This window comes from Candidatus Palauibacter scopulicola, from assembly GCF_947581915.1.
In the GTDB taxonomy this organism is placed as follows: Bacteria; Gemmatimonadota; Gemmatimonadetes; order Palauibacterales; family Palauibacteraceae; genus Palauibacter; species Palauibacter scopulicola.
In genome coordinates, this window is sequence record NZ_CANPWG010000013.1 from 16,351 (window position 1) to 30,507 (window position 14,157).

The window sequence follows — 14,157 nt, forward strand, 5'->3', positions numbered from 1 at the left end:
TTAGCCTAGGCTAAAAATCGTTTTTCGGAAGATGCACGGATCGTGGAGCGGCGTCAACAAAGCGCCCGGGTCCGGCCGTGGCAGGCGGGGTCAGTCGGTGGCGGGCTGGCTCTCGAGGGTCATCGCTTCCACGGCGCGGAGGATGCGGGCGCGAGCGGTCTCGCGAGCCCGATCGAGTTCCGTGCGGGCTTCCGCCTTGGCCCTGGCCACGCGCGCGAATTTCCCGGGCCGGACCCGATCCAGACGGGCCCGCGCCCGGGAAGCGGCGCGGTCGAGACGCTTGAGGGATTGTTCCTCGCGGGCGCGTTCGATGCGCAGGAGTCCGGCCTCCCGGGTCCGCTGGATGCGCGACAGAGCCCTGTCCAGACGCCGGTTCATGCGGTCGGCCGAGTCGCGGTAGAACTTCGCCGCGAACTCCCGCGGGGTCGCCGTGCGCGCGTAGAGCACGTTGGCGAGCCGCAGCACGCTCAGAATCCGGATGTAGAACCAGCCGATGTCGAATTCCCACCAGTGCGCCTTGAACTTGGCCGAGCGGGGGTCCGCATGGTGGTTGTTGTGGAGTTCCTCGCCGAGAATCCAGATCCCCCACGGATAGAGATTGCGGCTGTCGTCGCGCGTCCCGAAGGTCCGGTAGCCGAGCGCGTGTCCGAGGCCGTTGATGATGTTCCCCGTGATCGGCATCCAGAACACCATGCACGTCCAGACGATAAGCCCGGGGATGATCCCGAACAGGTACAGGCTGAGGACGAGCATGATCCTGAGCCCCAGGCCGCGGCGCCTCGTGTAGACGTTGCGCTCGACCCAGTCTTCCGGCGTCCCCTTCCCGTACTTCTCCAGCAAGGCCTCGTCCTTCGCGGCTTTCCGGTAGAAGAAGAGCCCGCCGAAGGCGATGTTCGCGAGACCCTCGAGCGTGGGCGAGTGGGGATCGCCCTCACGGTCCGCGTAGGCGTGGTGCTTCCTGTGGATCGCGACCCACTCCTTCGTCACGATCCCGGTCGTGAGCCAGCACCAGAAACGCATCGCGTGCTCGACGACGGGATGGAACACGACGCCGCCGTGCGTCGCGGAGCGGTGCAGGTAGAGCGTGTTGACCATGTTTGTGAGGTGGCCGGCGACAAGGATCCACACGAGGGCGATCCACCACGGCTCTCCCAGGACCGCATAACCTGGCATGCGCTGTTCTCCGGATTTCAGGGTCCGCATCCACGACGGCCTTGAACCTAACCCGGGAGCCGGTCGAGCGCCCACCGGGCATGCTCGCGGACGAGCGGGGAAGCGTCCGCGCGCAGCCGCTCGAGGACGGGGCGGGCGGCGGCCCCGCCCGCGTTGCCGAGGCCGACGGCCAGGTTGCGGAGGAGCCCGTCGCGGCCGGGACGGCTGAACGCCGTCCCGCGGTAGCGGGCCCGGAACTCGTCGGCGTCGAGGGGGGCGAGTTCCTCGGCCCACGCGATCATGTCGTCCGGCGGCATCGGCTGGCCGGGGCGGGGCGCGAACGGCGGGTCCGCGGGCACGGGCGCCTCGGCGTTCCAGGGACACACTTCCTGGCAGATGTCGCAGCCGAACACCCGGTTCCCGATCGCGGGGCGCAGCGCCTCGGGGATGGGACCGCGGAGTTCGATCGTGAGATAGGAGATGCAGAGGCGCGCATCGAGGACCCGGCCATCGAGAATCGCGTCCGTCGGGCAGGCGTCGATACAGCGGCGGCAGGTGCCGCAGCGGTCGTGGACGAAGGGGGGATCGGGTTCGATCTCGACGTCCGTGAGCAGCTCTCCCAGCATGAAGTAGGAACCGAGGTCAGGGTGGAGGAGCATCGTGTTCCTGCCGATCCAGCCCAGGCCGGCGCGCTGCGCGTGGTCCCGCTCGAGCACGGGGCCGTAGTCGACGTAGCGCTTCGTGCGGGCGCCGGGAGCGAGGTCCTCGATGGCGGCTGCGAGCGCGTCGAGCCGCTCCTCGAACACGTCGTGGTAGTCGCGGCCCAGCGCGTAGCGGGCGACGACCGGCAGCCGCCGGCGCCGAGCGGGGTATCCGCGGCCGCCGGGCCGGCGGGGCGGTGTCGTGGTGCCGGCCGGCTTCGATCCGTACAGGAGGCTCACGACGATGACCGTCCGGCAGCCGGGAAGGGCCTCTCGCGGGTCGAGGCGGCGGCGCACCGCGTCCTCGCGCGCCATGTAGCCCATCTCGCCGTGGTAGCCGTTCGCGAGCCAGGCTTCGTATGCGTCCCCGTGCGCCGGGGGCGCCGCCGGCGCGAATCCCACCTGGTCGAACCCGGCGGCCCGCGCGGCGGCGCGGACCTCCCGCTTCAGCGCGGCGGCATCGCGGGCGACGGTCACATCACCCGAACTTCCCGGCGCTCGGGCACAGGTCGGCCACCGGACACTCGGCGCAACGCGGCTTCCGGGCGTAGCACACGGTGCGCCCGTGCAGGATCGAGCGCCACGCGAAGGGGTGCCATTCCTCCCGCGGCAGCACCCTCATCAGATCCTTCTCCACCCTCGGCGGATCGACCTCGTTGGTCAGGCCGAAGCGGTGCGTGACCCGCTTCACGTGCGTGTCCACAACCACGCCCTCGTGAAGCCCGAACGCGTTGGAGAGCACGACGTTCGCGGTCTTCCGGGCGACGCCGGGGAGCGTGAGCAGATCCTCCATCGTCCGCGGAACCTCCCCGTCGTACACATCCACGAGACGGCGGCCCAGCCCTTTCAGGTGGCGCGCCTTGTTGTTGAAGAACCCCGTGGGGCGCACGGCCTCCCGCAACGCCTCCAGCGGCGCGTCGGCGTACGCGCGGGCGTCGGGATAGGCCGGGAAGAGGGTGCGGGTGACCCGGTTCACGCGTTCGTCCGTGCACTGGGCCGAGAGCACTGTCGCGACGATCAACTGGAGCGGCGTCTCCCAGTCCAGCGAGACCGTGAGGTCCGGATAGAGGACGGCAAGACGCGGGGACAACGCCGCGGCCAACTCGGAACGGGCCTTCCAGGTGCGAGGCCGGGGCATGGCGTCAGGCGCTCCTGGCGGGCGGTGGCCCGAGGTCCTCTCCGGAGGCAGCCCCCCGGACAGCGGCCGGCTTCTCGTCCAGCGACACGAGCCCCATCAGGTGCAGTCGTTGCACTCTCGCGCTGACCTCCCGCGGGTCGAGCGCGCCCACGACGAACCCGTTCTCGATCACGAGCAGATACGGCACCTGGATTCGAATCCGGAACAGGGCTTCGGCCAGAGATTCATCGGGACGGGCCGAAGGGAACTCCTCAACGGGTCGCGTGATCGCCGATACGGGTGTTGTCGCGCGTGCGTTCTCCGGCACCGCGGAGGCGGCGCGCGCCTCGACGACTCCGATCAGGCTGCCGTCGCGCGCGACCGGATACGCCTCCTCCCGTCCGCGCAGGAAGTTGTCGGATATGGCCCTCTCCACAGGCATCTCCGCCTCGATCATGCGGGGGCGCGGGTTCATGACCGTCGCGACCGGAATCCGGCGCAGGAGCGTACGGAGTTCGAAGTGCCGCAGGCTCGACGAGGCCGCGTTGACCACGAACCAGCCGATGAAGGCCGCCCACACGCCGGAGATGAACTGCCCGCGGCTGAGGTTGTAGAGCCCGAGCACGATGAGCGCGCCGCCGAACAGCCGTCCCCCCTGTGTCGCCCACCGCGTGGCTTTGACGAGATCCCCGGTGACCGCCCACACGATGGAGCGGAAGATCCGGCCCCCGTCGAGCGGAAAGCCGGGGATCATGTTGAAGACGGCGAGCACGAAGTTGAGCAGCGCCAGGAACCCGAGCACCGTGACCACCGGCGCCGGGGCGGCCCAGGCCTCCGCCGCCAGGCGCCCTCCGTGGAACGCTGCGGCCAGCGCCACGCTCGCGAGGGGACCCGCCGCGGTGAGCAGGAACTCGTCCAGCGGACGCCGCGCCTCGTCGCGCGCCTGCGCGATGCCGCCGAAGATGAAGAGCGTGATGTGCTCGACCTCCACGCCCCGCGCCCGGCCCGCCAGGGCGTGACCCAGTTCGTGCAGGAGCACGGAGAGGAAGAAGAGGAGCGCCGCCGCCGTCCCCATCGCGAGGTAGGTGGATGAGGGATAGAAGGGCAGCGCGCGCGGGAATTCGCGCGTGGTGAAGGTCCAGATCACGAGCGCCGCGATCGGGAACCACGAATAGTCGATCCGGATGGGGAAGCCGAACCAGCGTCCGATCCGGAAGCTGCCGAACAGCGGCACGGCCCTAGCCGTCCTTCTCGGGCAAGAGGTGGGCCGGGACGGAGACTTCCGCGGGCCTGTAGTTCCTCCCGCGCCCGAACCGCCACCATGGGAGGCGGCGGCGGATGATGACGCACAGACGGCCCCCGGCCAGGTTCGGCACTTCCACGAATGCGCGGTCCGCATACACCGGAGCCTCCACGGCGTAGCGGCGCCCACGCCATTCGAAGACGGCTTCATGCGCGCGTTCCGCGATCACCGACTCTATGAACAGCTCCGATTCCAGCTTCACAACTCCGTCGGGGCCGGACGGCACCGCCCGGCAGAAGTCCGGGTCGAAGGGCTCTCCCGCGAGCCGGCGCAGATTCTGTTCGTTCGCCCAGTCCACCTCATCCAGGCCCGCCTCCCCGGCGGCGGACTCCCGGTGGTGCAGCAGTTCGTGCAGGATCGTCTCCCACAGCTCGCCCTCCCAGTCGAAGTCGGGGTCCTCCTCGGCGAGGGCCCGGAAGGAGCCGTGATAGAGGACGAGTTCGGAACGCACGTCGCCGTCCCCGCCAGCCCCGCTCGGCCAAGCTTCCGTGAGGCACTCCCCCATCGTGTACACCCAGCCGAAGTCGGGGTGGCTTGCGGCCTTCGGCTCGATCGTCAGCCCGTCGACCCCCTCCCGCGCCTCGGCGGGGATCTCGTGCCACATGCGGCGAGCCGCCGTCTCGAATCGGTTGAAGTTCACCGTGCGATCGAACGGCAGCCGCCCCCGTCAGGCGTCTTCGGCCGAAGCCGCCGCGCCCGCGGCGTTCGCGGCCAGCCAGCGGTTGAGCCCCAGGAAGGCGGCGATGGCGATCGCCCACTGGATGAGTACCGTCCCGACGTTGAACTCCGAGAACAGCGTGAACGACCCGGCGAGGTCGTTCAGGTCGACGGACCGCCACAGCCACCACACCGTGATCACGACCGCCTGCAGAGCCACGAGTCGAATCACGACGTTCCACCACCTTCCGACCACGAGATCGCTGCCCTCGCTGTTCACGAGGCGCCTGCGGAAGCGGTCCACGCCGTGGCGCATGATCATGATCGAGAAGAAGAGGCCGCTCATCATCAACCCGACGCCCCACACCCAGTCCTGATTGCGGAAGACCTCGATCCAGATCGCCGACGGCAGTCCGAGGATGAACCCGAGGCCGCCGATCGTCAGCACGGCCTTCCTGCGGGCGATCCCCGCATCCGCGAGTACGCGCGTGGGCATCTCGATCATCGCGATCAGGCTGCTCCAGGCCGCGAACACGAGCGCGAGAAAGAAGAGGACCATGAACACGGAGCCGCCCGGCATGAGTCCGAAGAGCTGCGGCACCCAGATGAAGGTCAGCCCCTCGTTCCCGGCCCCGACGATCTGGTCCGCCGCGTTGGGCAGGATCGCGAACACCGTGCACAGCACCATGATCCCGGCCAGCAGCGACACGGAGTTGTTCCCGAACCCGAGCATGAAGGCGTTCAGCGTCGTGTCCTCGCGCTTCTTCATGTAGACGGCGTAGGCGGTGATCAGCCCCCAGCCCGCGCCCGTGTCCCAGGCGTTCTGCGTCAGCGCCTCGAGCCAGATCGTGGGGTTGCCCAGCTCCGCCCAGTTGGGCGTGAAGAGGAACGCGAGGCCCGCGCTCGCCCCCGGGAGCGTGACCGCCCGCACCGTGAGCGCCAGGACGAGCAGCAGCAGGCTCGGGATGAGGAAGCGCGCGGCACGCTCAATCCCCTTCACGCCGCGCAGGACCACCAGCACCGCGAGCCCGATCGCGATCGCGTGCGTGAGGATGGGCCATGGAGAGCCGATGAAGCTGTCCCAGTACTCCTGCGGCCCGACGCACGCCGCGGCCCCGGCCTCGCAGGGAGCGGTGGGCACGGTTCCGGTGACGGCCCCGACGAGATACCGGATCGTCCAGCCCATCACGACCGTGTAGTAGAACATGATCGCGGTCGAGATGAAGGCGATCCAGGCGCCCATCCAGGCGGTTTTCTTCCCTCCCAGCTTCGTGAACGCCCCGATCGGACCCGAGCGGGTCGCCTTGCCGGCGGCGAACTCCGCCAGGATCAGGGGCACGGACCACAGGAAGAGGAACACGACCCACGCGACGAGGAAGGAGCCGCCCCCGTTGGAGGCCGCGATGCGTGGGAAGCGCCAGATGTTGCCGGTTCCGACGGCCATCCCGAGCATGGCCAGCATCATCGCGGCCCGGGAACTGAAGACGGGATTCGTCATGCGTCGCCTCTCTCGGCTGACTCTTCTTCCTCTTCGCGCGCCCGGAGCCGCTGGAGCCAATCGTCCAGCGTCTCATTGAAGGCGCCGGGGCGCGAGATGTGCGAGCAGTGTCCGGTGCCGGGAATGGGGACGTACTCGGCGTCGGGGAGCAGTTCGGTGATTTCGCGCGCCCAGTCCACCGGACAATACTCGTCGCGTGGGCCCTTCACCACGAGCGCGGGCACCGCGATGTCGGCCAGATCCGCTCGCAGATCGACCCGCCGCAGGCCTGAGACGCGCCGATCGGAGACCGTGGGGGGGACGGTCCGCGGCCCGGTGAAGAGCGCGTACTCGATCAGGGCATCCCGACCGGGTGAGTCGTCGAAGATCCACACGCCGAGACGGCTCCAGGCTCGGGCCAGGCCGCGCGAGAGTTCCGTCGGAAGATATCGGGTCGTCAGCATGGCGAGGGGGATGAGCGCGGCGCGGTTGAAGCCGACGTGGCGGTAGGACACACGCGCGAGCGGGTTGCACAGGACGATCCCCCGCAGGCGCTCCGGAAAGCGGTTCGCGAAGCGCATCGTGATCGCGCTCCCGAGGCTCGTCCCGATGAGCACGAAGCGGTCGACGGCGCGCGCATCGACGAGTTCGGCCACGTCGTCGACGAGGCGGTCGAAGTCATCCGTCTCCGCAAACTCACGCCGCAGATCCGCGCACACGACGCGATGGCGCCGGGCGAAGCTCGGCAGCTGATAGCGGAACGTCTCCTTCGGGCCGTCCGCGCCAGGGATCCAGACGAGCGCATCCCCCGACCCCGCGTCGACGTATTCGACCCTCTCGCCGTCGGAATACTCGATGACGCCGCCGGGGAGCGTCTCGCCGGAGCCGTCCCGGACGGGCGGCCGCACGAGCGCCTCGTTGCGACGCGTCATGGCCAGCCACCACGCGGCGCCCGCAACTCCGGCCGCCGCCCCCAGCGCGAACCTGCCCGGCCAGCGCAGCCCGCTCACCTCGGTCCGCTCACTGCCAGCGCTCGACCCGCCCGAGCAGCGTCTCGGGCGTGAGCCCCTCTACTCCGAACTGCGGAGCGACCTGCGCGGCATCCTCGCGGCGGCCGGTCGAAAGGACCTCGAGCAGGAACTTTCCCGCCGCGGCGCTGCGGTGCCATTCGGCCCCGAAGCGCTTGTTCAGGCGATCGATGATGATGGAGCTGAGCATCCAGCCCCTCAGGCGCCGCGCGGCCTGGAAGCCCCGACGATGATCCGTCAGGTAGGTGCCCGGATGGTGCGCGAACCCGGTCGCTTCGCTCAGCAGTTCGGCGTATCGGCCGGCCTGCTCGCCCGGCCGCACCGCCCGTGCCAACTCCACCTCCCAAAGGAGCCGCGCCGCATCCCGGCGCAGACGGTAGAGCCGCAGGAAAGCCGCGAGTTGCCGATAGTCCTCCAGCGCGGCGCCCCCGAGCCCCGTCGCGGACTCGACCCATCCTCGATCCAGCGTCAGCGAGTCGAAGACCAGCCCGAAGGACTCGCCGATCGAATCGTCGCCCAGCACCCGCTCCTCCCACGAGAGCGCGGCCGATGCGTGTGTGTAGTGGAGAGCGTGTCCCGTTTCGTGGAGCAGGCGGCGCGCGTCGATCCAGCCGCCGAGCGGACACACGACGAGCCGCACGTCCCCGGGCACGTCGATGACCGCCGTGAACGACCGCTCGTCCTTGAGCGATCGCCGGTCGATGTCGACGCGCACGGAGCGATCGAACACCCGGCCCAGTCCCATCCCCTGCATGGCGCGCCGAAGATGCGCGGCGAACGGCTCGATCTCGAAGTGACGCCCGAGCCAGCGCATCCCCATCAGCCACCGCGCGTCGGCCCGCGAGGGCGGCCCCTGGCGCGCATCGAGGCGAGCTTCCGCCTCGGCCGCGAACATCCGCCGGTAGCGCGTTTCCGTACCCTCCAGGATCGCCGCCGCATCGCGCTCCACGCGCTGCAGGTCCAGGCCGGCCAGCCGCTCCCGCGCCTCGACGAATCCCCCGAGACCCAGTTGAACCACCGCCTCGCGTCCCCGGTGCACGACATCGAGCCGGAGCGCCGCGGCCTCTTCGATCCGTCGGTGGCGCGCCGCTTCCCACCCCAGCCGCTCGCCCCGGTCCTCCGCGCGCACGATCCAGTCCGGGACCCGTCTCAGCGGAATCTCCCGTTCGGTGAGTGTGACCGTCGCCTCCGTCTCCCACGACCGCAGTTCGTCGTCCAGCGGGGCGAGTTCCGCCTCGATCTGCTGGCCCGCGACCCAGTTGAAGAGCGTCTTCAGGCGCCGGCGCTCATCGCCCTGCGCCTCGGAGAGGTCGCGCTGGATGGCCTGGAGCACCCCGGGGCTGAGGAGAAGCCGATGCTGCCGGTACAGCGACGCGAGCGCCGACCGCTCGTCCAGGCCGCTGCGAAGCCGATACCAGGCGCGCGCCAGGGCGCTCTGCAGGCGCTGGGCCCGGTCGCGAATCTCCGCGACGCGAAACGGCACGCGCGGCCCGTCCGGTCAGGTGCCGGCGATCGCGGCGCCGAGCCACGCCGCGACCCCCGACAGCGGTACGCGCGTCTGCTCGAGCGAATCCCGATCGCGCACCGTGCACGTTTCGTCCTCGAGCGTCTGCCCATCGATCGTCAGACAGAACGGCGTCCCCGCCTCGTCCTGCCTCCGGTAACGCTTTCCGATCGATCCCGCGATGTCGTGCAGCACGTTGAAGGGCCCACGCAGTTCATCGGCCAACTTCTCCGAGATCTCCGGCATCCCGTCCTTCTTCACGAGCGGGAAGACCGCCGCCTGGAAGGGCGCAAGCGCGGGCTTGAGCCGCAGCACGACGCGCTTCTGGCCGTCGACTTCCTCTTCGTCGTAGGCATCGGCCAGCACGACCAGGAGCGTCCGGCTGAGTCCCGCGGAGGTCTCGATCACGTACGGCACGTACTTCCGGTTCGCCGGCTGGTCGAAGTACTCCAGCTTCTTCCCCGAGTGCTCCTGGTGCCGCCCGAGGTCGTAGTCCGTCCGGTTGTGGATGCCCTCGAACTCCTGCCACCCGAACGGGAACCGGTACTGGATGTCCGACGCGTCCTTGCAGTAGTGCGCGAGTTCGTCCGGCCCGTGCCGGTGGAAGCGCAGCCGCTCCGGCCGGATGCCCAGCGTCTCGACCCACACCATGCGCCGTTCCTTCCACGCCTCGAACCACTCGTCCTCCGTCCCCGGCGCGACGAAGAACTGCATCTCCATCTGCTCGAACTCGCGCGTGCGGAAGATGAAGTTCCCCGGCGTGATCTCGTTCCGGAACGCCTTCCCCACCTGCGCGATCCCGAACGGAACCTTCTGGCGCACGGATTCCTGCACGTTCCGGAAGTTGACGAAGATCCCCTGCGCCGTCTCCGGGCGCAGGTAGACGGTCGAGGCCTCGTCCTCCACCACCCCCATGAACGTCTTGAACATGAGGTTGAACTGGCGCGGGTCCGTCCACTCGCCGGTGGATCCGCACACCCCGCACTGCTGGGCTTCGGGCTCGCCCGCCTCCAGCTTCGGCAGGTCGTCGGCGCGGAAGCGGCGGTGGCAACTCCGGCACTCGACGAGCGGGTCCGTGAAGGCGCCCACGTGTCCGCTCGCGACCCACACCTCGGGGTTCATGAGGATCCCCGCGTCGAGCCCCACGATGTTCGGGTGGCGGTACACCATCTCGCGCCACCACAGATCCTGGATGCGGTTCTTGAGTTCGATGCCGAGCGGGCCGTAGTCGTACACCGACCCGACGCCTCCGTAGATCTCGGAGGACTGGAAAATGAACCCGCGCCGCTTGGCGAGGGACACGAGCTTGTCCATCAGGCCGGCCGGATGGCCCGAGTCGGCGGCGGAATCCGTGTTCGTTTTGTCTACCATGGAGTTCTTCGGCAGCCGCTCGCGCTGGGCGCGGCGGCGAAATCGGCTGGACTTGCCGGAGCCTTGGGAATCGCGAACGACGCGGCTTCGGATGCGAGCCGCAACCATAGCCGCCGCCGGCAAAGAGGAGCAACCATTTGTCGCTGGCGATTCGGTACGGGGGAGACGAGATTCGGACCCGCGCGGTTGTGGCGGAGATTCCGCCGCCGGCGCGGATTCCCGACGAGACGAGAGGAGCGGCGGACGAGATGATCGGCACCAGGATGCAGGCGGCGCTCAACGAGCAGATCACGCAGGAGCTGTACGCGAGCCAGGTCTACCTGTCCATGTGCGCGCACTTCGAAGGCGAGGGGCTACCGGGCTTCGCGCACTGGATGCGCGCGCAGGCCGAGGAGGAGCGGGCGCACGCGCTTCGCATCTTCGACTTCATGCACGACCGCGAAGGACAGGTTTCACTCGAGGCGATCGATGCCCCGCCCGCGGAGTTCGGTTCGCCCCTGGAGGTGTTCCAGGCGGCGCTCGGGCACGAGCGGAAGGTCTCCGGGATGATCGGCGACCTCTATCGCCTCGCGATGGACGAAGCCGACTACCCGGCCCAGGTCATGCTGCAGTGGTTCGTCAACGAGCAGGTTGAGGAGGAGAAGACGATCTCCGACATCGTGGACCGGTTGCGGCTCGCGGGCGACGACAAGTCGGCCCTCCTCATGCTCGAGACGGAGCTGGGCCAGAGGACGGGCGACCCGGAAGCCGACCCCGCCGGCTAGCCACGGGCTTCGGTGAGGTGGCGGGCGGGGCCCTTCAGCACGTGGCCCGGCTTCGCGCCCGTGACGGAGCCGTCGAGGATGACGGGGACGCCGTTCACGATCACGTGGTGGATGCCGACCGAGTAGCGGTGCGGGTCCACGTAGTCGGCGCGGTCGATGATGCGGTCGGCGTCGAAGACGGTGATGTCCGCCCACATGCCCGGCGCGATCCGGCCGCGCTCCGACTGGCCGATCTGGTCCGTCGACATCGAGGTCATCTTGCGGATCGCTTCCTCCAGCGTGAGCACGCCCATCTCGCGCACGTAGCGCCCGAGGATGCGCGGGAAGGTGCCGTAGCTCCGCGGATGCGGGAAGCCGAGGCCGTAGCCGACCGGGTCGCCGTCCGTCTCGAACATCGCGTGCGGGTGCCGCATGATGCGGATGACGTCCGCCTCGTCCATGAAGTGGTAGATGGCGCTGAACCCGCCCGCCAACTGGAGTTCGATCGCGAGCTGCACGCCCGTGGCGTCGTTGTTCGGGAGTCCGCGGTCCGCGGCGAGGTCGGACATCCGCCTCCCGTTGTATTCGGGGAAGGCGCGGAGCGTGCGGAACTGGATGCGTGACAGGTCGCCGCCCGTCCAGTCGCGGCGCATCCACTCCTCGATTTCCCGGTGCACGCGCCCCCGGGTCTCGGGGTCGGTGACGCGGACCCGGAACGAATCGATGCCGCCCGCCAGCACCCACTGCGGGAAGAGCACGCCGGAGCCCGTACTGCCCGCCGTGTACGGGTAGACGTCGACCTTCACATCGATGCCTTCGGCGCGCGCGGAGTCCACGAGCGCGAGCGACTCGATGGTCTTCCCCCAGCTATCGACTCCCATCGCCTTGAAGTGGTTGATGTGGACGGGAAGTCCGCCCTCGGCGCCGATGCGGATCGCCTCGCGCACGGCCGGCAGGAGGCCGCGCGCCTCGTCCCGCATGTGCGTGTAGTAGATGCCTCCGTATTCGGCCGCGACCTTCGCCAGTTCGATGACCTCCTCCGTCTCGGCGTAGTTCGCCGGGACGTAGAGGAGCCCGCTCGCGAGCCCGAGCGCGCCGTCCTCCATCGTCTCGCGCACGAGGTCCCGCATCTCGTCGAGTTCCTCCGGCGTCGCCGCGCGGTCCTCCATTCCGAGCACCTGCCGGCGGGTCCAGGTGTGGCCCGCGAAGAAGCCGATGTTGGGCGCGACCTCGAGGTCCTCCATGTAGTCGCGCAGCGGGTACGGCTGGTCGCCGCTGTGCAGCGAGGGAAGGATCGTCGTGATCCCCTGGCGGATGAAGTTCTCGACCAGCGGTCGCCGGTGGACCTGGTTCTGGACGTGGTTGTGGTGGTCGACGAACCCCGGCGAGACGATGAGCCCGCCGGCGTCGATCTCCTCGGCCCCCCGACCGGAGAGCCCGCCGCCGCGCGCAATCTCGACCACGCGCCCGTCACGGATGCCCACATCGGCGGTGAAGCGGTCGGCCCCCGTCCCGTCGACGACCGTTCCGCCGACGATCACGAGGTCGTACGGAGCGTCGCCCGCGCGGGATGTGGGGGCGTCGTCGGCCGACTCCGGCGCGGCGCCGCACGCGGCGATGACGAAGGCGGCCGCAAGTGCCGGGGCCGACCGCGGAAGGGCGCCGCGCATCAGCGCCCGCTCGTGCTCGTCCGCGCCTGCTCCATCTCCCAGACCGGGACGCCGTCGCGCTTGTAGATGATCCCGTCCTTGATCACGTCGGTCACGTACCCGAGCACGTTGATATCGAACAGCGGGTTGCCGTCGACGACGATGATGTCGGCGAGCTTGCCCGGCTCGATCGTCCCCGTCTCGCGGAGCCCGAGGACCTCCGCCGAGACCTTCGTGGCCGCCGAGATCGCCTCGATTTCCGTCATCCCCATGTCGACGAACGCCGATACTTCACGCCACGCCGACTCCGCGTGGAAGTTCAGGGGCGACCCGGTATCCGTGCCCATCGCCATGACGGCGTCCGCATCGATGAACTGGCGCCCCGCCCGCTCGCTGTTTCGGATCTGGCGCGGCGTGCTGCCGAAGTAGGGTTTCCGCCAGAAGTCGTTTTTCGTGTAGGAATTCAGCACCTGCTCCCGGATCGGCTCGGGGAAGGTGTCGATGATGTCCGGGTCCCAGAGGCGCTCCGGGAACTCGACCGTGGCGGGGTAGATCCAGATCCGGTGCGAAATCGTCTGTACGACCGGGATCCCCTCCATCGCGATGTGGTCGACGAGTTCCTGCGAGTAGGGGGGGACGCTGCCGCCCGAGCCCGCGTGCTGGAGCACGTCGCAGCCGCCTCTGATCGCCCCCCACACGACCTCCTCCGCGTACACGTGGCAGTGGATGGGGACGCCAGCCGGACCCGCCACCGCCTTGATCGCCCGCATGTCCTCTTCGGTCGTGCCGATCCACGTCTTGATGACGTCGACTCCGGCGTCGATCAGCATCCGCGCCCGCTCCGCCGCTTCTTCGGGCGTGCGGTGCAGGACGCGGAGTTCGTCGGGCAGGAAGCCCCAGGCGTAGCGGGTGACCCAGGGGCCGCTCGCGAGAAGCCTGGGACCGGGGACTTCGTTGCGGTTCACCCGATCCCGGAAGGCGAGGCTGGACATCGGTGCGGCGAGGTCGACCCCCGCGGTCACGCCCGCCGCCAGCAACTGCTTGGCGGATGTTTCGTATACGAGATCGTCGTTCCCCTCGAACCACGGGAACCACTGGCTGTAGTCGCCGTGTCCGAGAATCATGATGTGGACGTGCGCGTCGACCATCCCGGGCATCATCGTCTTGCCCCGGGTGTCGATGATCTCCGCGTCCGGCGGGATCTCGATCTCGGCCGCGGGCCCCACGGCGACGATGCGGTTCCCCTCGATGACGACGGCCGCATGGTGGATCGGGGGCACCTCGTATCCGTCCAGCAGCTGGCCTCCGACCAGCGCGATCGTCCCTTCCTGGGCGGTGGCGGGCAGCCCTCCGAGGAGCGCGGCGAACGCCGCGAGTGCTGGAAGGCCGGCGAGTCGGGGTGAGCGGCGGGCGGAATCCATCATATCCTCCTCTGCCTTGGCTGCTCTGGATCGA

General features: G+C 69.3%; 12 protein-coding genes. 1 reads left to right on the forward strand and 11 read right to left on the reverse strand.

The genetic code is table 11. The features are described from left to right. Positions 1–90: 90 nt before the first annotated feature. Genes RN743_RS02460 through RN743_RS02500 form a run of 9 tightly spaced genes read right to left on the reverse strand, consistent with a single transcriptional unit; the run spans position 91 to position 10,310 of the window. Positions 91–1,173: a fatty acid desaturase gene (locus RN743_RS02460; RefSeq protein WP_310775900.1), complete on the reverse strand. Its 1,083-nt coding sequence runs from the start codon at positions 1,171–1,173 to the stop codon at positions 91–93. A 47-nt stretch (positions 1,174–1,220) separates the two neighbouring features. Then, on the reverse strand, positions 1,221–2,330 hold the full coding sequence (queG, locus tag RN743_RS02465; RefSeq protein ID WP_310775902.1) for a tRNA epoxyqueuosine(34) reductase QueG: 1,110 nt from the start codon (positions 2,328–2,330) through the stop codon (positions 1,221–1,223). A gap of 1 nt (position 2,331) precedes the next feature. After that, positions 2,332–2,991 (reverse strand): endonuclease III, encoded by a 660-nt coding sequence (gene nth / locus RN743_RS02470; RefSeq protein WP_310775905.1) that lies wholly within the window; start codon positions 2,989–2,991, stop codon positions 2,332–2,334. Positions 2,992–2,995: 4 nt separating this feature from the next. Continuing rightward, complete coding sequence (locus RN743_RS02475) at positions 2,996–4,204, reverse strand: site-2 protease family protein (RefSeq protein WP_310775907.1); 1,209 nt, start codon at positions 4,202–4,204, stop codon at positions 2,996–2,998. 4 nt (positions 4,205–4,208) lie between these two features. Further along, positions 4,209–4,913, reverse strand: a complete 705-nt coding sequence (locus RN743_RS02480; protein ID WP_310775909.1) for a metallopeptidase family protein — start codon at positions 4,911–4,913, stop codon at positions 4,209–4,211. 27 nt (positions 4,914–4,940) lie between these two features. Continuing rightward, positions 4,941–6,428 (reverse strand): sodium-dependent transporter, encoded by a 1,488-nt coding sequence (locus RN743_RS02485; protein ID WP_310775911.1) that lies wholly within the window; start codon positions 6,426–6,428, stop codon positions 4,941–4,943. Beyond that, positions 6,425–7,417 carry an alpha/beta hydrolase gene (locus RN743_RS02490; protein ID WP_310775913.1) on the reverse strand — a complete coding sequence of 331 codons (993 nt, stop codon included), beginning with the start codon at positions 7,415–7,417 and terminating at the stop codon, positions 6,425–6,427. The genes RN743_RS02485 and RN743_RS02490 overlap by 4 nt, the downstream gene beginning before the upstream one ends. A 10-nt stretch (positions 7,418–7,427) precedes the next feature. Beyond that, positions 7,428–8,918, reverse strand: coding sequence for a hypothetical protein (locus RN743_RS02495; RefSeq protein ID WP_310775915.1), 1,491 nt, complete (start codon positions 8,916–8,918; stop codon positions 7,428–7,430). 15 nt (positions 8,919–8,933) lie between these two features. Continuing rightward, positions 8,934–10,310, reverse strand: coding sequence for a glycine--tRNA ligase (locus RN743_RS02500; protein ID WP_310775917.1), 1,377 nt, complete (start codon positions 10,308–10,310; stop codon positions 8,934–8,936). A gap of 137 nt (positions 10,311–10,447) precedes the next feature. Here RN743_RS02500 and RN743_RS02505 point away from each other — a divergent pair, with 137 nt between their 5' ends. After that, a complete protein-coding gene (locus RN743_RS02505; RefSeq protein ID WP_310775919.1) occupies positions 10,448–11,074 on the forward strand; it encodes a ferritin in 627 nt (208 codons plus the stop codon). Here the strand turns inward: RN743_RS02505 and RN743_RS02510 are convergent. Then, positions 11,071–12,723, reverse strand: a complete 1,653-nt coding sequence (locus tag RN743_RS02510; RefSeq protein ID WP_310775921.1) for a D-aminoacylase — start codon at positions 12,721–12,723, stop codon at positions 11,071–11,073. The genes RN743_RS02505 and RN743_RS02510 overlap by 4 nt on opposite strands. Then, positions 12,723–14,126, reverse strand: coding sequence for an amidohydrolase family protein (locus RN743_RS02515; protein ID WP_310775923.1), 1,404 nt, complete (start codon positions 14,124–14,126; stop codon positions 12,723–12,725). Before RN743_RS02515 ends, RN743_RS02510 begins: the two co-directional genes overlap by 1 nt. Positions 14,127–14,157 lie beyond the last annotated feature (31 nt).